Below are 21,642 nucleotides of genomic sequence, written 5' to 3'. Positions count from 1 at the left end.
ATCTTAACAACCTAATTTATGCTGGAGCTGGTAACAATATCTTGGATGGTGGCGCTGGCACCGACACGGCTGCCTATACTTATGCAACCAAAGGCATCACCGCCAATCTATCTGCCGCAGTGGCTCAAGCCACTGGCGGTTCAGGCTCAGACCTACTGAAGAACTTTGAAAATCTCACTGGCAGCAAATATAGCGACGCATTGATAGGCAACTCAGCGGCCAATATTTTAAATGGCAGTTCTGGTGCGGACCGGATGATTGGCGGTAACGGCAACGACACCTACTTCGTTGATAGCGCCGCCGATGTCATCAGCGAAACCAATGCCAGTATCATTTCCGGCGGCACTGATACCGTCTACAGTTACCTCGCCGCTTACAATCTAGGCATCAATGTCGAGAATCTGCGCATCCTATCGAGTGGCTCCGCCGATGCCACAGGTAACAATCTTAACAACCTAATTTATGCTGGAGCTGGTAACAATATCTTGGATGGTGGCGCTGGCACCGACACGGCTGCCTATACTTATGCAACCAAAGGCATCACCGCCAATCTATCTGCCGCAGTGGCTCAAGCCACTGGCGGTTCAGGCTCAGACCTACTGAAGAACTTTGAAAATCTCACTGGCAGCAAATATAGCGACGCATTGATAGGCAACTCAGCGGCCAATATTTTAAATGGCAGTTCTGGTGCAGACCGAATGATCGGCGGCGATGGCGACGATATTTACTATGTCGAAAATATCGGCGATGTCGTCAAAGAAACCAACGCCAACGCCATTTCTGGTGGCACCGATACGGTCTACAGCTATCTTGCCGCTTATACCCTTGGAGCCAATCTTGAAAATCTGCGCTTGCTAACAAACAACAGCGCTGATGGTACGGGCAACAGTCTCGATAACATCATCTATGCCGGGGCTGGCAATAACGTCCTGAATGGTGGCGACGGCCTCGACACCGTTGCTTATAGCTACGCGGCCAGTGCCGTTACTGTCAGCTTAGCCACCAATGCGGCTCAGGCTACCGGCGGTTCTGCCAGCGATACCCTGCTGAATGTCGAGAACCTCACCGGCAGTAAGTACGATGACGAACTGACGGGCGACTCGGCGGCCAATGTTCTCAATGGCGGCGCAGGCAACGATACGGTTATAGGGGGAGCCGGTAACGACCTGCTTGTCGGCGGTCTCGGCACTGATATTCTTTACGGCGGCTTGGGGGCGGACCAATTCGACTTCAATTCTTTGATTGAAATGGGGCTGGGCTCGCTGCGTGACGTGATCGGGGATTTCAATAGCAGCGAAGGTGATAAGATCAATCTCTCGACCCTGGATGCCAACACGGCCACCGCAGCCAACGATGTCTTCAGCTTTATCAACTCGATGGCGTTCAGTAATACCGACGCGACAGGCCAGCTCCGCTTCGCCGATGGAATCCTGTATGGCAGTACCAATACCGATGCTAACGCCGAATTCGAAATTCAATTGCTGGGCGTGGTTTCACTGAGCAACTCCGACCTGATGGCCTGATGCACGCGACGCGCCTTTGTTAGTTCCAATAGGCAGAGGCGCGCTCTAAAACAAGGCCTGAACATCTCGCAATACCGCCGGAGACATCTGTCCAGTGCGGGTATGCAGATTGACGTAGCTTTGCAGCATCGTCAGCTTGGAATCGAGCAGGTCACGTTTCGCCGCAAACAATCGCTGCTGCGCGTCCAGAATTTCCACCGTCGACCGCACGCCTGCCTGATACCCCTTTTCTGCGGACTGCAAAGCTTGCTGATTCGAATGTACTGCAGTCAGAAGGGCTTTGCTCTTCTCATAACCACTCACCACACCGAGATAGTCGAGCTCGATATCTTCGAATAGCCTTTGCTGTTCGGCGTCATATGCTGACTGAGCACTGTAAAGCGCTGAGTGAGCTCGCTCGACCGAGGCGCTAACCGCGCCACCTTGATAAATGGGAATGTCGAGCAACAACCCCACATAGTAAGTGGACTGTCGTTGAGAAAACTCGTTGAGGTCGCTTTTCTCGGTATGTGCAAGCTGTCCGGTTAGGGCGACCGTGGGATAGTGCCCTGCCTGCTGCAGCTTAAGGTCAGCCTCGGCGAGCTGTATCGAAGCCCGTCGACTCCCCAATATCGGGCTCAGTTCGCGAGCTTGATTCAGCCAATGGTTAAGGTTTTCCTTATCGCCCAACGGGTTGACGCCTGGTATCTGTTCTCGCATATCGAATATTCGAGTTACCGCAATGCCTGTGCGCCCCGTCAGCTTGCGCAACGCAGCATGGTGCTGGGCTTTTAACTCGATTTCCTGGACGCGAATCAAATCCAATCGAGCTTGAGCTTCATCGGTATCGGTAATAGTGCCCTCACCAGCCTCGAACAACCGTTTCGTCTGTTTGACTAGCGCATCAATCGAGGACGTCTGCTGGTTCGCGAGCTTGAGCTCATTCTTCTTTCGAGCTACGTCAAAATAGGACTCGACCACCCGTTCAAACAGCTGCTGCCCGGCAATTTCATACTGCACCTTGCCTAATACGCCTCTGGACTTGGATTGCTCGTAGAACGCCCAGCGCTCTCTGTCGTATAGGGGCTGGTTAACGGCCAGAGTGGCCATATCAGCGCTGAACTGATCACTCTGATTGCCTTGTTGGACCTCTCCGTCTACCAGCCCCCCGCGACCAAAACGGGAACTAATTTCCACACGAGGCAACAATCCACCCTTACCAATAGCCTCTTCCTGCTGAGATGCTTGATAGTCATGAGCGGCGACGTGATAAGTCGCATCGTTTTGCCGTGAGGCCTGGTAAAGGTCAATCAGTGAAAGGGCAGCATCGTTGGCCCAAGGCGCGTTCGACCAAAACACAGCGAATAAGACAATCCATCCACGCACCATCATTCTTCCTTAAATGCCCCAACGAGACGCTCGGTAATGGGCCGCATCAGGTAGTTAATCAGCGTACGCTCTCCCGTCCTGACGATCACCTCTGTCTGCATACCGGGTTTGACATCCAAACCGGCCTCACGGAGGTCAATAATGGCGTCAGGGCTGACTGCCACCTCCACGGAGAAGTATGGCAGCCGCGAATGCTCGTCGATCAGTTGGTCAGCCGATACAACCGCCACCTCCCCTGTTATTACCGGGGTGTTGACCCGCTGCAAAGAGGAAAAACGCACATCGACCGGCAGCCCAGGTTTCAACCGGTCGGCCATCATCGGCGGAAACTGCGCCTTAATAACCCAAGCCGAGCCTTGCGGCACTATCTCCATCAAACGCTGCCCCGCCGGCGCGACACCCCCGACGGTATGCACCTCCAGCCCTATTACCTGGCCAGCGATAGGTGCCGGAATCGAGCCATTCTGCACTTCGAAATCGAGCGCCTTGATTCGCTCGGTCAGGCCGGCGGTTTCGGCAGATACCTGGGCCAGCTGCGACTCTGCCTCGCTGCGAAATGCCTGGACCTGCTGCAAGGCCTTTAGCTTGGTTTCATTAATAGCCTGGCGAGTTCGCCCGATATCCGAGATCGCCGAGGCCAGCTGTGCTCCCAGTTGCGCTGCGTTACGCTCCGCCTCGAACTGACGGTTCCGCGGAACATAGCCTTCACTCGCCAGTTCGCGCAGCCCCTCAAGCTCTTGCCGCTGATATCTCAGTTGAGTTTCATGACTACGTTTGATCTCGTTGAAGCCTATCAACTGCTCGGCCAGTGCAGCCTCCTCATGCTTGAGAATCTGCAGTCTGCTGGCCAGTTCGGCCCGCCGTGTCGCAAAGAGGTGGCCCTGCAACTCCATAGCGGCGCGCGCCCGTGCGTCGGTCGACTTCGCCAGCAAATCCTGTGGCCAGTCGATGCTGTCACGGGCGAGGCGTTCAGCAATTAAACGCGCCTCGATGCTGCGCGCGCTAAACCACTGGCCCTGCGCAACATCAAGCTGTGACTGCGCCTGGATGGTATTGAACTGCACGAGCATTTGCCCCTGGTCTACCACTTCACCTTCACGCACCAGGATTCGCTCGATACTGCCACCCGATAAGGACTGCACAACCTTTCGCTCCCCGGACACAACAACGGTACCGCTGCCGACCACACCCTGATCAAGCGGCGCCAGGCCAGCCCAGAGTAAAAATCCGCCAAATCCTATTGCCAGCAGCCACAGGCCAAAACGGGCAATACCGGCAGCCTCGACGTCTGGATCGGAGATAGATACTTCGCGCGGTTGAGTGGATGTCATGGTTACCTCAGGCTCCCGGGTTACCGCTTACAGCGGCGTTGGTGCTACCTGAGGAGGGGAGAAGCGCTTTCAACACCTGATCGCGTGCCCCGAATATCTTTTGCACTCCGTCAGTGAGCAGCAGAATCTTATCAACCACTCCGAGAATGCTGGGCCTGTGGGTCACCAACACCACAGTGGAGCCCGCTGCTTTTAGTGCACTAATTGCGCGAATCAGAGCCAGCTCTCCGGCTTCATCCAGATTCGAGTTGGGCTCATCCAGCACAACTAACACTGGCTGACCATAAAGCGCCCGCGCCAAGCCGATGCGTTGTTTCTGGCCACCTGACAGGCTTAACCCACCGATACCCAATGGAGTGTCATAGCCCTTGGGAAACCGCAGCACCATCTCGTGAATTCCGGCCAGCCGCGCCGCTTCGATGACCTTATCGGGCTCGATTTCGCCAAAGCGTGCGATGTTTTCGGCGATGCTACCCTCGAACAGCTCGATGTCCTGAGGCAGATAGCCGAGAAATGGGCCCAGTGCCTCGCGCGACCACTGACTGACCTCCGCTCCGTCCAGCCTTACGGAACCGCGACTGCTTGGCCAGATACCGACAATTGCCCTTGCCAAGGAAGACTTACCGGACGCACTGGCGCCTATTACCGCCAATACTTCGCCCTTCGCCAAAGCCACAGTGACGCCGCTCAACGCAGCACGTTGCGCACCCGGCGGGATGACCCACAGCTCATCAACGTTGAGAGCACCTATCGGTCTCGGCAAAGCCATACGAGGCTGAACCCTGGGGTATTCATCAAGCAGTTGGCTCAAGCGTTGATAGCTGCTCTTCGCGTTACCCAGTTGCCGCCATGAACCTATGAGTTGTTCCACGGGAGCCATGGCCCGTCCTAGCAACACCGAGACCGCGATCATCACCCCTGCTGATATCTGGTTTTCCAGCACCAGCAACGCACCGAGCCCCAGTGATAGCGACTGCCAAGTCATGCGCACGAAACGGCTCATTGCAGAAATCCGGGCGCCACGCACACTGGCATCGGCCTGAACAGAGACAACACGCTGTTGCAATGAGAACCAGCGACGGCGCAGAACGCTGAGCATGCCCATTGCCTGGATGACTTCGGCGTTCTGCAAGGTGCTATTGACGTAGCTAGCCGAGGTCACCGCCAGCTGATTGGCGTTCGCCAATCCATTGCGCGTGGCCAGTTCGTTCCACACTGCCAGGGCGATCAGGATGCCGGCACCCAAGGTGGTGAATAAACCCAACCAGGGATGAAATAGAAACGCGACTATTAGATAGATCGGTAGCCAAGGCGCGTCGAAAAGGGCTATTAGCCCCTGGCCGGTGAAACATTGACGGATACTTGTGAGGTCGCTCAGCACTTGCGCGGGGTTGGCGCTGTGCTCTTTCAGGCTGCGCTCGAACGCCGCACCGAACACCCGCTCACTGAGTTGCGCGTCAATGCCCGCACTCATTTTGATCATCACCTGGCTGCGCACCCACTCCAGGGTGCTGCTCAACAGATACAGCCCGAGCAATATCAGCGTCAGCATCAACAACGTGGTTTCATTGCGGCTGGTCAGTACCCGATCGAACACCTGCATCATGTAGATCGAAGGCACCAGCATCAGCAGATTTATCACGCCACTGAACAGGGCCAAGAACCCGAATAAACGGCGATAGCAAAGAAGCGCGGCGTCGATGTCGCGCTTGGGGTCTAGAGTGAGTCGCATAAGCCAAAGAGTAATAAATAGGCACTGCAAGCCGCTTCATGTTAGCGGACCGCCTGAGCAAGGAATGCTCGCGACCAGAATAAAGCAGCGAGGGCACCCCATCCACTACAAACCTTCGATTATAGGAAGGCGATCTGATGGCTGGGCCTGGTTGTCGGCGCGCTTGACGCCTGGCAACAGCCTACAAGGCATAAAGGGTGGAGATATAAGACGCGAAATCAGCAGTTACAGGGCATCAGCGAAACCGGCGAAAAATACGCAGAGCGGCACCAAGACAATGGCCACAATACGCACTGTCAAAAGCAGCAGCGCAAAGTGCCGAATTATTCCTATGAGCGTATAGAGGTCGCGAGAACTGCCTAAGTCAGCCTCCGGTTCAGCCGTGTTGACGGATCTAAACGTCAGGGGGATGAGAAGATGAATCATGTAAACGCGACAAAATAGAATCAATGTGTCGTATACCAACTCCTGAAAAATCGAAATGAATACTGGCACTGCCTCTCAAAGACCTCGACCAATAAAAAGCCGCGCAATTGCGCGGCTTTTTGCTTTCGGAATCAATCGCCAGGTCAGCGTTTGGCGATGATGTACACCGCATGGATGATGCCTGGGATATAGCCAAGCAAGGTCAGCAGGATATTCAACCAGAAAGCGCCAGCGAAACCGACTTGCATAAACACACCAAGCGGTGGCAGCAGGATGGCGATAATGATGCGAACAAAGTCCATCTAATAACTCCCTAACAATGGGCCCGGCTGGGCAGTACCTGATAGTCGACCGCCCACGGCCGATTATGGTTCCTTGTTCGTGGCGGGCAGCGCTGGCCATGGTTGGCCGCTCTGGCGCTCTCCGGGGCAGCATCGCTGCTTTAAGCCAGCGGTCAGCCCATCCGAAGGCCAGCTGTCCTTCGACCTATCCGACAGAATCGGTTTTAAGCAGTACTTCCACGCCTGTGCGCAGTCGGATGCATAACCGGCACATGCCTGCGACCTGGACAGTTCGATGACAGCGCCCAGCAATTTCCTCTTTCGCACGATCAAGCGCATGCGCGAGAGCATCGCTTTTACCCAGTTTTGATAGCCGGGCTTTTCGCCGTGATCGCGGCACTCATGCTGGTATTCGAATCGACATCCGCCGCCGAATCGCTGCGCGACGCGCTGCCACCGGGCCTCACCGATGTGGATAACGGCCGCGAACTTCTCGGCACGCTGATCACCAGCATCATTTCGCTGACGGTATTCAGTTTCTCCATGGTCATGGTGGTGCTCAATGGTGCCGCCGCAAGGCTGACACCCCGGGTACTGCCGCGCCTGATCAGCGATATCCGCAACAGGGTCATTCTCGGGATCTATCTCGGCAGCGTGCTGTATTACCTAGTGATGATCACCACGCTGAAGGCGGACGATCCAGAAGCGCTGCCTACGCTTGGCCTGCTGCTTGCGCTGCTGTTCGGCATGCTGTGCCTGGCGATGTTCGTGGTGTTCATCCGCTCGGTTTCACAGTCGATCCAAGTTGACTGGGTGCTGAGCGAGCTTTACGACGGCGCGCTTGAAAACCTCGCGCGACGCAAGAAGCGCCTGGACGCCGTCGATGGCGGTGCGCCCGACGACGCCGACTGGTGGTGCATCTACGCAAACAGGGCCGGCTACCTGCGCGAAGTCAACGAACGCCCACTGGGTGAGCTCTTGCGCGAGCACGACCTGGTTGCCGTCATCCAGGTGGACCCTGGATTTTTCATCATCGAAGGTCATCCGCTGATCAAACTCAGTGCGCCGCTGGACGAGAAGCTGGTTGATACCGTTCGCGACTGCTTCGACTTTCACAACGATGAATTCGCCAACGCCAATATTTCCTACGGCATGCGGCAGATTTCAGAAATCGCGGTCAAGGCGATCAGCCCGGCGATCAATGACCCCGGCATGGCCGCCCGCGCGATCAATCTGCTGGGTGTTTTACTGTTGCGCCTGAGTGGCGTCGCACCCATCGATGTGGGCGGTTTCGATCAGAACAGACCGCGCCTGTTTTACCCGCAATTGAAGATGCAGCGGCTGCTGGAACTGGTACTGGGGCCCATCCGCAACTACGGTCGCGGCGACCCGCTGATCCTGACTTCGCTGCTGCAGTGCTTGAAGAATGCGCTGCACGGCAAGCCTGACGCCGAGCAACTCGAGGCGCTGGTGGAGGAAATAGAGGCCGTACGCGAAAGCGCAGACCTGAACATCGAGAACCAGCGCGACCGCCTGGCCGTGAACCATGCAATCGAGCGGATCAACCAGCAGCGGCGCGACATACGCCGGGTGCCGCTGCTATCGCAGCACCAATAAGCCGTAGCGCCGTCATCTTTCCTCGGCGCGCATGCCGCCTTGCCGCTGGTATGCGGCGCTGGCCATAATCGGCCGCTCCTTTCTCCGGTAACGAGTTGCCCCATGGCGATTTCCCGCGACGATCTCGATCAGCACGGTTTGATTATCGGCGTCTCACCCGAGCGCTTTCGCGCGGTGGCGATGCCCTTGCTGTTCGATCACCTGAATGCCCAGTGCGAGGGCACCATTGCGGTCAACCGGCAGGCGCGGATCGTCTGGATCAACGACAAGTACGCCGAGAAAGTCGGCATTCGGGACCCGCGCAGCGCACTGGGCAAGGAGATCGAGGAGGTCTTGCCGGCAAGCCGATTGCGCGAGGTGGTGGAGAGCGGCCAGCCAAGCATGCTCGACCTGATGGCCTTCGGCAGCGAGCACTTCGTGGTCACGCGCATCCCGCTCCGTGACGAGGACGGTACCTTGGTGGGCGCCCTGGGCTTTGTGCTGTTCGACCGCGCGCGCCACCTGAAACCGCTGATGGCTAAGTACAACAGCCTGCAGACCCAACTGGCGGCGGCCCAGCACGAACTGGCCAAGGCCCGCCGCGCCCGTTACACCATCGCCGGTTTCATTGGCAGCAGCGTGCTGGCCAGCGAGGTCAAACGCCAGGCCAGGCGCGCGGCTCAGCTCGATGCCACGGTGCTGCTGCGCGGGGAAACCGGCACCGGCAAGGAACTCCTGGCGCAGGGCATTCACAACCTGTCGCCGCGGGCCAATGGCCCGTTCGTGGCGGTCAACGTGGCGGCGATTCCGGAAACCCTGGTCGAGGCCGAGCTGTTTGGCACCGCGCCCGGCGCCTTTACCGGCGCAGACCGCAAAGGCCGCATCGGCAAATTCGAGGTAGCCAACGGCGGCACCCTGTTTCTCGACGAAATCGGCGACCTGCCGCTGGCCTTGCAGGCCAAGCTGCTGCGGGTACTGCAGGAACAGGAGGTTGAGCCGCTTGGATCAAACCAGGTCAAGCCGCTGAATGTGCGAGTGATCGCCGCGACCCATATCGACCTGGAAGCCAGGGTTGCCGCCGGGCAGTTTCGCGACGACCTCTACTACCGGCTTAACGTGCTGCCGCTCACCGTGCCGCCATTGCGCGACCGTTGCGCCGACATCCCGGCCCTGGTCGAGCACCTGCTCGACGATATCGCCAACCGCTCCGGTCAGGCGCCCATGGAGCTGAGCGCCGATGCCCTGGCGCTGCTTTGCCAGCAGCCCTGGCGCGGCAATGTGCGTGAGCTGCGCAATGTGCTGGAGCGCGCGCAGCTGGGCGCCGAGGGCTCCGTGCTGGAGGCCGCTCAGTTGGCGCCATTGCTGGCAGTGGCCGAGTTTGTACCGTCGGCGCTGGTTGCAGCGCCAGCCTTATCAACGGCCGATGCTGTGGCCGTGACTCCGCTGACCGACACCCTCGCCCAGGCTGAACGCCAGGCGCTGCAACAGGCGCTGACCGTTTGCCAGGGCAATCGCCGCCGCGCCGCCGTGGAGCTGGGCATTTCGCGCGCCAGTTTGTACAGCAAGTTGCAGCAGCATGGTTTGAGTGTGCGCGAGCTGTAAGGTGAATTGCCACGCGGCTGACGGTGGACAAGCTGCGCATGTCCACCCTATGGGTTGGCGGGAGAGCGAAGCCTTGTCCGGCACCCTGCGGATATGTAGGCCGGGCATGCCGCGGAACGGCTTTTCCGCCATTCAGTAATGTCCAATTTTTCAGACACTCAGACAGAGAAAATGTCTTCGCTGAAGGACATGTCCAAGTTAGTGGACATACTCATCTACCTGACCATCCCCCGCAACACTTCAGAATCGCCACTGCCAGGCGGTGAAACCTGCGTTCTAGAGCATTCTCTCGGCACAATCCAGCTATTGAGCAGGCCCGTGCCTGACCTGGCACAACTTTCGCTCTAAGCACATACGGCCTGCGCGAGCTCATAGGGTGCGCAGGCACCCGCGACCGCCATAGAGCGGCGTCCAAAACAACAAAAAGGAACCACCCATGGGTACCCTCGGTATTCTGATCTCCCTCGCGCTGTTGATGTACCTCGCCTACCGCGGCATCAACGTCCTGATCCTCGCCCCGCTGCTGGCCCTGCTCGCCCTGCTGTTTTCCGGCGAAGTGGCGATGTTGCTGCCGACCTACACCCAGGTCTTCATGAAGGCCATGGGCGGCTACGTCATCCAGTTCTTCCCGCTGTTTCTGCTCGGTGCGCTGTTCGGCAAGCTGATGGACGACTCCGGTTCGGCCCGCGCCATCGCCCTGGGCATCGTCGCCAAGGTCGGCAGCGAGCGGGCGATTCTGGCCATCGTGCTGGCCTGCGGCATCCTCACCTACGGCGGCGTGTCGCTGTTCGTGGTGGCCTTTGCCGTGTACCCGATCGGCGCTGCGCTGTTTCGCGAGGCGGGCATTCCCAAGCGCCTGATCCCGGGCGCCATCGCCCTCGGCTCGTTCACCTTCACCATGACCGCGCTGCCCGGCACGCCGGCGATCCAGAACGCCATTCCCAACCCGTTTTTCGGCACCGATGCCTTTGCCGCGCCCGGCCTCGGCTTGATCGGCGGCCTGATCATGTTCGGCCTTGGCACCTGGTGGCTGACTGCCCAGGCGCGCAAGCTGAAGGCCGCCGGCGAAGGCTACGGCGTGCACCGCGACGACCCGGTGGACGACAACACCGGCTCCATGCCCGGTTTCTGGTTAGCGCTGCTGCCGATCCTGCTGGTGATTGCCCTGAACTTCCTGATGGCCAAACAGGTGCTGCCAAGCATCGACACCAGCTACCTGGCCAAGCCGGAGTTCGGCGGCCTACAGGACGCCCGGTCGCTGATCGGCATCTGGGCGATCATCATCGCCCTCAGCGCGGCCATCCTGCTGCTGATCCTGATGCACTGGAAGCGCTGGATGGACCTGAAGAAAACCGTCAACGACGGCGCCTTCGGCTCCATGCTGCCGATCCTCAACACCGCCGCCGAAGTCGGTTACGGCACCGTGATCGCCTCGCTCGCCGGCTTCGTGATCATTCGCGACCTGGTGCTGGGCGTATCCGATAATCCGCTGATCTCCGAGGCGGTGGCGGTGAACATTCTTGCTGGCATCACCGGGTCGGCCTCGGGCGGCATGTCGATCGCGCTGAAAACCCTGGGCGAGCAGTACCTGACCCTGGCCAACGCCGCCGGCATCAGCCCCGAGCTGCTGCACCGGGTCGCCGCCATGGCCTCGGGCTGCATGGACACCCTGCCGCACAACGGCGCGGTGATCTCGCTGCTGGCGATCTGCAAGCTGACCCACCGCGAGTCGTACAAATTCATCTTCGTCAACACCGTGGCCTTTCCGATGATGGCGCTGGTCGTCGTCATTACCCTGGGCACCTTGTTCGGCAGCTTCTAACAGGACACTGCAAAGCTACTGCGCTCGACCATGCGGCGTTGCGCTCAGGCTCGGCAAGCCGCTTACGGCTAACGCGCTTTAGCGCGACCCGAAGGGCGAGTGAAACGAGTACTGCTCATGTACATCAGTACACTCCGCGTCCTCGCCTGAACGCGCCTTGCCTGGCCATCGCTCGCTACGCTTTGCAGCGCCCTGTACTCAACGTTGTTAATCGCTTTCGAGTACCCGCTATGAGCAAGATCATGACCGCCGCCGCTGCAGTGGCGCGCATCGCCGATAACGCCAACGTCGCCACCGGCGGGTTTGTCGGCATCGGTTTCGCCGAGGAAATCGCCATCGCCCTGGAGCAGCGCTTTCAGGCCGAGCAGGCGCCCCGCGACCTGACCCTGGTGTACGCCGCTGGCCAGGGCGACGGCAAAGGCCGTGGGCTCAACCACCTAGCCCATGAAGGCCTGGTGCGGCGGGTGATTGGCGGGCATTGGGGGCTGGTGCCGGGGCTGCAGAAGCTCGCGGTGGACAACCGCATCGAGGCCTACAACCTGCCGCAAGGGGTGATTTCCCAGCTGTTCCGTGACATTGCCGCGGGCAAACCGGGGCAGCTGTCCAAGGTTGGCCTGGGCACCTTCGTCGACCCCGCGTTCGGCGGCGGCAAGCTCAACCAGCGCACCACCGCCGAACTGGTGCGGCGCATGCCGATCGATGGCGAGGATTACCTGTTCTACAAGGCCTTCCCGATCCATGTCGGCATCATCCGCGCGACCAGCAGCGACCCGGACGGCAACCTGTCGTTCGAGCGCGAGGCGCTGACCATCGAGAGCCTGGCCATCGCCATGGCGGCGCATAACTCCGGCGGCCTGGTGATCGCCCAGGTCGAGCGCATCGTCGAGCGCGGCTCGCTGAACCCGCGCGAGGTGAAAATCCCCGGCATCCTGGTCGATTGCATCGTGGTCGCCGACCCGCACAACCATCAGCAGACCTTTGCCACCGGCTACAACCCGGCCTTCGCCGCCGAGGTGCGCGTGCCGGTCGACAGCCTGGCGCCGATGCCACTGGACGTGCGCAAGCTGATCGCCCGCCGCGCCGCGCTGGAGCTGAACGCCGGCGCGGTGGTCAACCTCGGCATCGGCATGCCCGAAGGCGTGGCGGCCGTGGCGGCCGAGGAAAGCGTGATCGACCTGCTGACCCTCACCGCCGAACCCGGCGTGATCGGCGGCGTGCCCGCCTCGGGGCTGGATTTCGGCGCGGCGAGCAACCACAGCGCGCTGATCGACCAGCCCTACCAGTTCGATTTCTATGACGGCGGCGGCCTGGACCTGGCTTTTCTCGGCCTGGCCCAGGCGGATGCGGCGGGCAACCTCAACGTGTCTAGATTCGGCTCACGCCTGGCTGGCGCCGGCGGGTTTATCAACATCAGCCAGAATGCCAAGCGCGTAGTGTTTGTTGGCACCTTCAGCGCCGGCGCCCAGGACATTCGCATCGAGAACGGCCAACTGCGCATCATCGAGGACGGCCCGCTGTGCAAGTTCGTCGCCGAGGTCGAGCACCGCACCTTTGCCGGTCGCCTTGCCGCCGAGCGCGGCCAGCCGGTGCTGTACGTCACCGAACGCTGCGTATTCGAACTGACGCTCGAGGGCCTGGAACTGATCGAGGTCGCCCCCGGCGTCGACCTCGAACGCGACATCCTTGCGCGCATGGCCTTTGCGCCGATCATTCGTCAGCCGAAGCGGATGGATGCCCGTCTGTTCCAACCCGCGCGTGTTGGCCTGCGCGAACGGCTGGCGGCGCTCAAAGACTGACGTCCTCAGCGCCCCACGGCCTGCAGGAGAAAATCGATAAACACCCGTACCCGCAGCGGCAGGTGCCGGCCGCTCGGGTAGAGCAAGGTGAACGGCCGGTGGCGGCCCGCATAGGCCTGCAGCACTTCCACCAGCCGCCCCTGGCGCAGGTCCTCCTCAACGGTAAACCCCAGGGCCTGGAACAACCCCGCACCGCTGCGGGCCAAGGTGACGCCGGCGAGCACATCCTGGGCGCAGCAATAATCGCCTGTGGTCGCCAGTTCCAGGTCAACGCCCTGATCGCGAAACAGCCAAGGCACCGGCCGGCCATTGCGCGGCAGGAGAAACTGGATGCACTGGTGCTCGACCAGGTCCGCCGGGGTGGCGGGTGTGCCGAACTGGCGCAGGTAGTCGGGCGCTGCTACCACCTGCAACGGCGTTTCTTCCAGCGGGCGAGCGATCAGGCTGGAGTCGCTGGGCGGACGGGCGCGAATCGCCAAATCGAAGCTCTCGCTGGCGAAGTCGACATTACGATTGCTCAGCTCCGCCTCGATACGCACCTGCGGGTACAGCGCACGAAATGCCGGCAGCAGCGGCAGCACCCGATAGTGGCCGTAGGTGGTCGGTAGGCTGATGCGCAGCAGCCCGACCGGCTCGCTCTGCTGGCCGCTGAGCGCCCGTTCGGCCTCACCGAGTTGCGCCAGGGCCTGGCTGCACTGCTCGAAATAACCACGCCCCGCTTCGGTGAGGGTGACCTGGCGGGTGGTGCGACTGAACAGGCGCACGCCGAGTCGGGTTTCCAGACGCGCCACCGAGCGACTGACCGCTGCGGGCGTCACCCCGGCCACGTGGGCAGCTGCGGTGAAACTGCCCTGCTCCGCCACCAGGCAGAAAAGCTCCATGCTGCCGAGCAGCACCCCGCCGAATTGTCGCTGCATGATTGATTACATCCCGTATCAAGTGAAATGCCATTCGCGGCATTTATCTCATCAGAGGTTATCAATAGCCTGAACCCGCTGCCTAATCCAACGTTGCGGAGTCCTTGCATGAAACTGTTCTACACCCCCGGCACCTGTTCCCTCGTCGCCCATATCCTGCTGCACGAAACCGGCCTGCCCTGCACCCTGGAGCGGGTCGAGCTGGCGAGCCACCGCACCGCGGCCGACGAGGATTTCTACTCCATCAACCCCAAGGGCTACGTGCCGTTGCTGCAGCTGGACGACGGCCAGCGGCTCAGTGAAGGCCCAGTGATCGCCCAGTACCTTTGCGAGCGGGCCGGCCGCAGCGACCTGTTGCCCGCAGTGGGCGAGCTGGCGCGCTACCGGGTGCTGGAATGGCAGGCCTATATCAGCAGCGAGCTGCATAAGTCCTACTCGCCGCTGTTCAACCCGGCGCTGGATGCCGCCGCCAAGCAAGTGTTCAGCGAGGCGTTGCTGAAAAAATTCAGCTGGGTCAGTGAACGCCTGGGCGAGCGCAACTACCTCTGCGATGATCGCTTCACCCTGGCCGATGCCTACCTGTTCACCGTGGCGCGCTGGAGCAGCCTGGTCGGCCTCGACCTGTCCGGCCTCGTACCGCTGCAACGCTACCTGGCCGGTATCGGCGAACGTCCGGCGGTGCACGCAGCGTTAGCCGCAGAAGGCCTTTAACCCCTGACAGGCCGTTGAAAAACTACCTACGTTGGCAAGACTGCGTTAAAAACAGGCTCGGAATGCTCATTTACAGCACGTAAACTCCGCTTCCTCGCCTGTTTTTGCCTTGTCTTGCCTGCCTCGCCTACGCTTTTCAACGGCCTGCGAACCGCGAGGAGCCCAGCATGTGGCGCAATACTGAAGTTTCCCGGCGCTTGCAGCTGCAGGCGCCTATCGTCCAAGGCCCGTTCGGCAGCGGGCTGTCCTCAGTGGCGCTGACGCGAGCCGTCAGTGAAGCCGGCGGGCTGGGCTCGTTCGGCGTGCACCATCTGCACGGTGACGCGATCCTGCACACCGCGGCGGCCATCCGCGCCGTCACTGCCAAGCCATTCGCGCTCAACCTCTGGCTGCCCCACCCCAGCGAACAGCGCGAGCTGGACGATGCGCAGTTCGACAGCACCCTGGCGCTGTTTCAACCGTACTTCGAGGAGTTGGGCCTGCCGCTGCCGGCACGCCCAGCTGAGACCTGGCCAAATTATGCCGAACAGATAGAAGCGCTGCTGGAAGCGCGCCCTGCGGTATTCAGCTTCGTTTACGGCGTACCCAGCGCCGAGGTGCTGGAGCAGTGCCGGGCGCGCGGCATTCTGACCCTGGGCGCCGCGACCACGGTGGAGGAAGCCCGTGCACTGGAAGCGGCAGGCGTGGACATGCTGGTGGCCAGCGGCTGCGAAGCCGGCGGCCATCGAGTGGCTTTTCTGCGCCCGGCCGAGGAAAGCTTGATCGGCAGCCTGGCGCTGATTCCGCAGATGGTCGATGCGGTGCGCATTCCGGTGATTGCCGCCGGTGGCATTGCCGACGGCCGTGGCATCGCTGCCGCCCTTTGCCTGGGCGCCCAGGGCGTGCAGATCGGCACGGCGTTTCTCGCCTGTCGCGAATCCGGCGCCAGCGAGCGCCACCGCCAGGCACTGTTCAGCCCGCTGGCCGGGCACACGGCGCTGACCCGCGCATTCAGTGGACGCCTGGCCCGCGGGATGCGCAATCGGCTGCTGGAGGAACTCGCCGAGCATCAGGCCGCGCTGCCGGGTTACCCGGCCCAGGGCTGGTTCGCCGGCGCGTTGAAGCAGGCGGCCCTGACCCAGCAGCGCGACGACCTGCTGGCACTCTGGTGTGGCCAGGCTGCCCCGCTGTTGCGGCAACGTTCGGCGCTGGAACTCTGGAACAGCTTGCTGGAGCAGACCGACCGGCTGTTGCCAGGCCGGTAACGGCATGCTGCTCGTGCTGGCCAGGCGCAAACTGCTTGAACCGCAATCCACCTGAACCATGGCCCCCGTGCTCCGTCGTAATACCAGGACCGACACGGGGGACGCAGCATGAAAGCCAAGTTCAAACCTTATCGCGGGCCGGCCGGCGGCTGGGGCTCGGCGTATTCGGTGGGCAACATACTGCTGCACGAGCGGGTACCGTTTACCGGCACCCGCGTCCTGCTCAAGCAGAACAAGCCGATCGACGGCTTCGCCTGCGTCAGTTGTGCCTGGGCCAAACCGCACCCGAGCAAGCCGCTGTCGTTCTGCGAGAACGGCGCCAAAGCCACGGCCTGGGAAATCACCAGCCGCCGCTGCGGCCCGGAGTTCTTTGCCCGGCATCGGGTCACTGAATTGCTCAACTGGAGCGACTATGACCTCGAGCAGCAAGGCCGGCTGACCCACCCGCTGCGCTGGGATGCCAGCAGCGACCGCTACCTCCCGGTCAGCTGGGACGAGGCGCTGGAGGCAATCGGTGCCCACCTGAAAGGCTTCGCCGATCCCGACGAGGTGGTGTTCTACGCCTCGGGCCGCGCCTCGCTGGAAGCCTCCTACATGTGGCAACTGCTGGCGCGGCTGTATGGCACCAACAACCTGCCGGACAGCTCCAACATGTGCCACGAGAGCACCTCGGTGGCCCTGCCGGAAAGCATCGGCGACCCGGTCGGCACCGTCACCCTGAACGATTTCGACAAGACCGACGGCTTGCTGTTCTTCGGCCACAACACCGGCAGCAACAGCCCGCGCATGCTTCATCAGCTCGAGGCCGCGCGCAAACGCGGCGCGCCGATCATCACCTTCAACCCGCTGCGCGAACGCGGCCTGGAGCGCTTCACCAACCCGCAAGCGCCGCTCGACATGCTCACCGGCCACTCGACCACCATCAGCACCCAGTACCACCAGGTGAATATCGGCGGCGACATCGCGGCCATCGCCGGTATCTGCAAGGCGCTGTTCGAGCTGGATGACGCCGCCCAGGCAGGCGGCAAGCCGCGCGTGCTGGATGTCGCGTTTATCGCCGAGCATACCCACGGCTTTGCCGCGTTCGAACAATCCATCCGCAGCTACAGCTGGGCGCAACTCGAGCACCGCAGCGGCCTGAGCCGGGGGGCGATGGAAGCCACCGCGCTGGTGTACGCCAGCTGCGAGCGGGTAATCGGGGTGTTCGGCATGGGCCTGACCCAGCACCGCCATGGCGTGCTCAACGTGCAGATGCTGGTCAACCTGCTGCTGTTGCGCGGCAACATGGGCAAGGAAGGTGCCGGCATCTGCCCGGTACGCGGCCACTCCAATGTGCAGGGCCAGCGCACCGTCGGCATCACCGAAAAGGCCGCCAAGGTGCCGGCGGATAAACTGCGCGCGCAGTTCGGCTTCGAGCCGCCCGCCAAGGACGGGGTGAATACCGTGGAAGCCTGCGAGGCCATCATCGCCGGGCGGATCAAGGCCTTTATCGCCCTGGGCGGTAACTTCATCCGCGCGGTGCCGGATACCGAGCGCATCGAGCCGGCCTGGCGCAACCTCGAACTGACGGTGCAGATCGCCACCAAGCTCAACCGCAGCCATCTGGTGCATGGTCGCAGCGCGTTCATCCTGCCTTGCCTCGGCCGCAGCGAGGTCGACCTGCAAGCCAGCGGCGAGCAGCACCACACCACCGAAGACAGTACCGCCTGCATCCGCGCCTGGCGTGGTGTGGCCAAACCGGCCCATGCCGACCTGCGCGCCGAACCACGGCTGATCGCCGACCTGGCCAAAGCCACCCTGCCAGCCAACCCGCATATCGACTGGGACGCCTGGGTCGGCGATTACAGCTTGATCCGCGCGGCGATCGCCGCCACCTACCCGGAAACCTTTCATGACTTCAACGTGCGCATGTTCGAGCCTGGCGGCTTCCATCGCCCGATTGGCGCCAGCCAGCGCAAGTGGGCCACCGAGACAGGCAAGGCCAACTTCATCAGCCCCGACACCCTGGTGACGGACGACGACGTCGAGCAGGACCCCGAGCGCCGCGACGTGCTGCAACTGATGACGCTGCGCAGCAACGACCAGTTCAACACCACCGTGTACGGCTACAACGACCGCTTTCGCGGCATCCATGGCACCCGCGCGGTGATCCTCATGCACCGCAACGACATCGCCCGCCTGGACCTGGCTGAAGGCGATCAGGTGCAGGTGAGCACGGCGGTCGACGACGGCGTGCACCGCTCGGTAGGCCCGTTACGGGTGACGCCGTACGACATTCCCGAAGGCTGCTGCGCCGGCTATTTCCCCGAGTGCAACCCGCTGGTGCCGCTCTGGCATCACGCGGAAAAAGCCAAGGTGCCGGCGTCCAAATCGATTCCGGTAACGCTGCGGCGGATGATCGCCATGGGCGCGGGCACCCAGGTACCCGCCGAACCGAAGCCGCCGGGGTCGGTCATCTAGCCACCAGCAGCGCGGCTCACGACGATAGTTATCAGCGAACGGTCAGGGCAATCGGGCTGTCTTCGAAATCGAAGCAGCCGAGAAAGGTCTTGATCTCGAGCAGGCTGCCATCGACCTTGACATCGCCCAGCAGCGCGCCGGTGAGCAGACTGTTGTCGCCGCTGATCACGGTGTCCAGGTAGGTCTTGTCGACGGTCAGTTTGAGTGTGGTGCCCGCCGGGATGCCCGGGTGCAGCTCCACCACGCCACGCCGCACTTCAAGTGCCCACTCTTCGCCAATATCGGGAAAGGCGAAGCCGAGGGTCAGGTTCACGTCCGTACTCTTTTCCGGGTCGATGCGGGTCACCCAGTTCTGCAGAAAGATCCGCGCCGGCAGGTTCTTCAGCATATCGCTGGAAAGAAACGCACTGCGTACCCGGCGGCCGAGCTCCTCGCTAGCGCCGTCGTCGAGCTTGCCTTCCAGTTCCATGGCACTCATCAGGTACCAGTTGCGCCAGTTGATGTTCATGCTGGCGTAGCCGAGCTTGCGGAAGCTGCGCGCCTTGATATCGCGCGCCAGTTTGTCCTCGGGGTCGACGCGGATGGCGTAGCTGGCCAGTTCGGCGGCCCATTGATAGTCGCCTTTGAGGTAGGCCTCACCCGCGGCCAGCAGGAGCTTTTCGCGACCGCCCGTCAACGCCATCAGGCGCTCGGCTTTTTTCGCTGGCGGGAGCGGGTCAAGGTCGACCGGGTCACCCTGGAACCAGCCCAGGTAGCCCTGGTAGATCTGCCGAACGCTGTGCTTCACGGTGCCGTAGTACTCGCGCAGATAAGGCGTATAACCGGCCAGGTGCGGCGGCAGCTGGACCTTTTCGACCAGTTCGTCGGGGGTCAGCCCCTTGTTCATCCAGCGCACCGTCTGGTCATGGATGTAGGCAATGGCATCGCGGGTCATGCGCAGCACGTCCTCGACCTGGTCCTTGCCGCTTACCGGCTGGCCGTGCAGCGGCACCATGTAGTCGGCTTGGAAGGCGCGCAGCTTGTCGAGGCTGGCAACCCACACGACCGGGTCACGGAACTTGGTGCCGCGCAGGGTGTGGATGTTCGGCAGGGTCGGCCCCTGGGTCACCTCGGCGCTGATCAGCACCCGATTGCTCGGCAGGTACAGGACGATCTCGTCCGGTGCCTCGCTGGGCACATGGAGAAATTGCACGGGCAGACCAGCGATGGTCGTGTCGAGCCGGTCCTTGAAGGTGATGGTCGGCGCAATAAACGTCGAGACGCCCTCCTGGGCCAGGGGGCCGATACCGCCATTCATCTGCTGCTTGTCGCTCGCCGGTAGCGCCATGCCGAAGCTGTAGGCCGAGCGCATGGAGAGAATTGGCCCGACCAGCGCCCCCTGGGCGACGACGTTGTCGAGCAGGGTTTCCTGGGCGTAGATCTGCACCTCGCCGCTGTTCACCTGCTCCTCGCTGACAAACCCTTTTACGCCGTTGATATGGTCCGGGTGAAAGTGTGTGTAGACGATAGCCTTGATCGGCTTGGCGCTGATCTTGCGGAATTCGGCGAGCACATTGCGCGACTGCTCGGCCGACTCGCCGGTGTCGACGATGATCAGCCCTTCCGGCGCTTCGATCATCACACTGTTGGCCAGGTTCCAGCCCACCGCCGACCAGACGTTATCGGCAATCGGGTAGACCTTCTGGCTGAAGTGCTTGGTGTGTTCGGCCAGCTCGGTGTTGATCGAGGGCTGGATTTTTTCGACGGGCAATTCAGCACTGGCCGTGAGTGGCAAGGTGGCGGCCAGGAGCAGGCCACTCAAGGAAGACAGGATGCGCATCGGGCGACCTCGGTTTTGAATGCGGAGGTTGGCAGACTGCCGAGGCGCGCCTGATAATTCCAATGCATTTCAATCCATAGAACGATGCATCTCACGCATGAACGATCTTCGCCAGCTTCGCCACTTTGTCGCCCTCGCCGACCTTGGCCATTTCGCCCGTGCCGCGCAAGCTGTACACCTCAGCCAACCGGCGCTGAGCCGCAGCATCCAGGCTTTGGAGGCCGGCCTCGGCTGTACGCTGGTGGACCGGCACAGTCGCGGTATAAGCCTGACTGCCCATGGCCATTTGGTGTTGGAGCACGCTCGCCGCCTGCTCGCCAGCAGCCATGCCCTGAGCAACGCGGTAAGCCAGCTGGGCAACCTGGCCAGCGGTGAGCTGCGCCTGGGCAGCGGTCCTTATCCTGCCGCGCGCCTGGTGCCGCGGGCCATTGGCGAATTCGCCCAGCGCTACCCGCAGGTGCGTGTAGAACTGCTGCTCGACAACTGGCAACAGCTGCGCACACGTCTGCTCAATGACCAGTTGGAGGTGTTCGTTGCCGATATCCGCGAGTTGCGGGATGACCCGCAGTTGCGCGTCGAAGCCCTGCACTGCTATCCGGGCGTGCTTTTCAGCCGCCCGCAGCACCCGTTGCACCAGCTCGACCGGCCGCTACAACCGGCCGACTTACGCGCCTATGCGTTAGCGGGTACGCAATTACCGCAGTCGGTGGCGGAACACCTTGAAGCGCTGGGCGGTAACCGTTCGCTGAGCATCCAGTGCGACAACTTCATGGTGCTCAAGCAGTTAGTGTCGAGCAGTGATGTGCTGAGCATGGCGCCCTGGGACGTGATCGCCCACGACGTAAAGGCCGGACGGCTGGCGCTGTTGCCACTGAGCGAGCGGCTGGCCGTACCCAGCTCGGCTTACGGCATCGTCAGCCGCAGCGGACACAGCCTGTCCCCGGGCGCCGAACAATTGCTGCAGATCCTCCGCGAGCAGGAGCGCGACAGCCTGATCCCAGCGCTACGCTAGCC

Annotated in this window: 15 protein-coding genes; 9 read left to right on the top strand and 6 right to left on the bottom strand. The window is 61.6% G+C overall.

Annotated elements, in window-relative coordinates; translation table 11 throughout:
* On the top strand, nucleotides 1–1,523 hold a 1,523-nt coding region (locus tag ACX0MV_RS17990; RefSeq protein WP_458983893.1), incomplete at its 5' end, for a calcium-binding protein.
* Nucleotides 1,524–1,568: 45 nt separating this feature from the next.
* Here the strand turns inward: ACX0MV_RS17990 and ACX0MV_RS17985 are convergent.
* The 4 genes from ACX0MV_RS17985 to ACX0MV_RS17970 all read right to left on the bottom strand — a co-directional run bounded on the left by ACX0MV_RS17985 (nucleotide 1,569) and on the right by ACX0MV_RS17970 (nucleotide 6,682).
* A complete protein-coding gene (locus ACX0MV_RS17985) occupies nucleotides 1,569–2,888 on the bottom strand; it encodes a TolC family outer membrane protein (RefSeq protein WP_458983892.1) in 1,320 nt (439 codons plus the stop codon).
* A 2-nt stretch (nucleotides 2,889–2,890) separates the two neighbouring features.
* Nucleotides 2,891–4,222, bottom strand: coding sequence for an HlyD family type I secretion periplasmic adaptor subunit (locus tag ACX0MV_RS17980; RefSeq protein ID WP_458983891.1), 1,332 nt, complete (start codon nucleotides 4,220–4,222; stop codon nucleotides 2,891–2,893).
* 7 nt (nucleotides 4,223–4,229) lie between these two features.
* A complete protein-coding gene (locus ACX0MV_RS17975; protein ID WP_458983901.1) occupies nucleotides 4,230–5,954 on the bottom strand; it encodes a type I secretion system permease/ATPase in 1,725 nt (574 codons plus the stop codon).
* Between the two features lie 569 nt (nucleotides 5,955–6,523).
* Nucleotides 6,524–6,682, bottom strand: a complete 159-nt coding sequence (locus tag ACX0MV_RS17970; RefSeq protein WP_458983890.1) for a YqaE/Pmp3 family membrane protein — start codon at nucleotides 6,680–6,682, stop codon at nucleotides 6,524–6,526.
* Nucleotides 6,683–7,063: 381 nt separating this feature from the next.
* Between ACX0MV_RS17970 and ACX0MV_RS17965 the strand changes: the two genes are divergently transcribed.
* The 4 genes from ACX0MV_RS17965 (at nucleotide 7,064) to ACX0MV_RS17950 (ending at nucleotide 13,477) form a co-directional block, all read left to right on the top strand.
* The gene (locus ACX0MV_RS17965; RefSeq protein WP_458983889.1) at nucleotides 7,064–8,278 is read left to right on the top strand and encodes a DUF2254 domain-containing protein; all 1,215 of its coding nucleotides are present in this window, start codon (nucleotides 7,064–7,066) and stop codon (nucleotides 8,276–8,278) included.
* 102 nt (nucleotides 8,279–8,380) lie between these two features.
* Nucleotides 8,381–9,859, top strand: coding sequence for a sigma-54 interaction domain-containing protein (locus tag ACX0MV_RS17960; RefSeq protein WP_458983888.1), 1,479 nt, complete (start codon nucleotides 8,381–8,383; stop codon nucleotides 9,857–9,859).
* Between the two features lie 436 nt (nucleotides 9,860–10,295).
* On the top strand, nucleotides 10,296–11,681 hold the full coding sequence (locus tag ACX0MV_RS17955) for a GntP family permease (protein ID WP_458983887.1): 1,386 nt from the start codon (nucleotides 10,296–10,298) through the stop codon (nucleotides 11,679–11,681).
* A gap of 230 nt (nucleotides 11,682–11,911) precedes the next feature.
* The gene (locus tag ACX0MV_RS17950; protein WP_458983886.1) at nucleotides 11,912–13,477 is read left to right on the top strand and encodes an acyl CoA:acetate/3-ketoacid CoA transferase; all 1,566 of its coding nucleotides are present in this window, start codon (nucleotides 11,912–11,914) and stop codon (nucleotides 13,475–13,477) included.
* A 5-nt stretch (nucleotides 13,478–13,482) separates the two neighbouring features.
* Here the strand turns inward: ACX0MV_RS17950 and ACX0MV_RS17945 are convergent, their stop codons facing one another.
* The gene (locus ACX0MV_RS17945) at nucleotides 13,483–14,394 is read right to left on the bottom strand and encodes a LysR family transcriptional regulator (RefSeq protein ID WP_458983885.1); all 912 of its coding nucleotides are present in this window, start codon (nucleotides 14,392–14,394) and stop codon (nucleotides 13,483–13,485) included.
* A 108-nt stretch (nucleotides 14,395–14,502) separates the two neighbouring features.
* On the opposite strand from ACX0MV_RS17945, the gene gstA reads away from it, so the two are divergent.
* The 3 genes from gstA to ACX0MV_RS17930 all read left to right on the top strand — a co-directional run bounded on the left by gstA (nucleotide 14,503) and on the right by ACX0MV_RS17930 (nucleotide 18,809).
* Complete coding sequence (gene gstA / locus ACX0MV_RS17940) at nucleotides 14,503–15,105, top strand: glutathione transferase GstA (protein WP_458983884.1); 603 nt, start codon at nucleotides 14,503–14,505, stop codon at nucleotides 15,103–15,105.
* 167 nt (nucleotides 15,106–15,272) lie between these two features.
* Nucleotides 15,273–16,349 (top strand): NAD(P)H-dependent flavin oxidoreductase, encoded by a 1,077-nt coding sequence (locus ACX0MV_RS17935; protein ID WP_458983883.1) that lies wholly within the window; start codon nucleotides 15,273–15,275, stop codon nucleotides 16,347–16,349.
* 108 nt (nucleotides 16,350–16,457) lie between these two features.
* Nucleotides 16,458–18,809 carry an FdhF/YdeP family oxidoreductase gene (locus ACX0MV_RS17930; RefSeq protein WP_458983882.1) on the top strand — a complete coding sequence of 784 codons (2,352 nt, stop codon included), beginning with the start codon at nucleotides 16,458–16,460 and terminating at the stop codon, nucleotides 18,807–18,809.
* Nucleotides 18,810–18,840: 31 nt separating this feature from the next.
* Here ACX0MV_RS17930 and ACX0MV_RS17925 read toward each other — a convergent pair whose 3' ends face one another.
* Nucleotides 18,841–20,628 (bottom strand): alkyl/aryl-sulfatase, encoded by a 1,788-nt coding sequence (locus ACX0MV_RS17925; RefSeq protein WP_458983881.1) that lies wholly within the window; start codon nucleotides 20,626–20,628, stop codon nucleotides 18,841–18,843.
* 97 nt (nucleotides 20,629–20,725) lie between these two features.
* Here ACX0MV_RS17925 and ACX0MV_RS17920 point away from each other — a divergent pair, with 97 nt between their 5' ends.
* Nucleotides 20,726–21,640, top strand: a complete 915-nt coding sequence (locus ACX0MV_RS17920) for a LysR family transcriptional regulator (protein ID WP_458983880.1) — start codon at nucleotides 20,726–20,728, stop codon at nucleotides 21,638–21,640.
* The last annotated feature ends 2 nt before the right edge of the window (nucleotides 21,641–21,642 follow it).

It is taken from the genome of Pseudomonas cistanchae (genome assembly GCF_054483635.1).
Note: the sequence above shows the minus strand (reverse complement) of the source record. Positions and strands in the feature narration are given on the sequence as shown.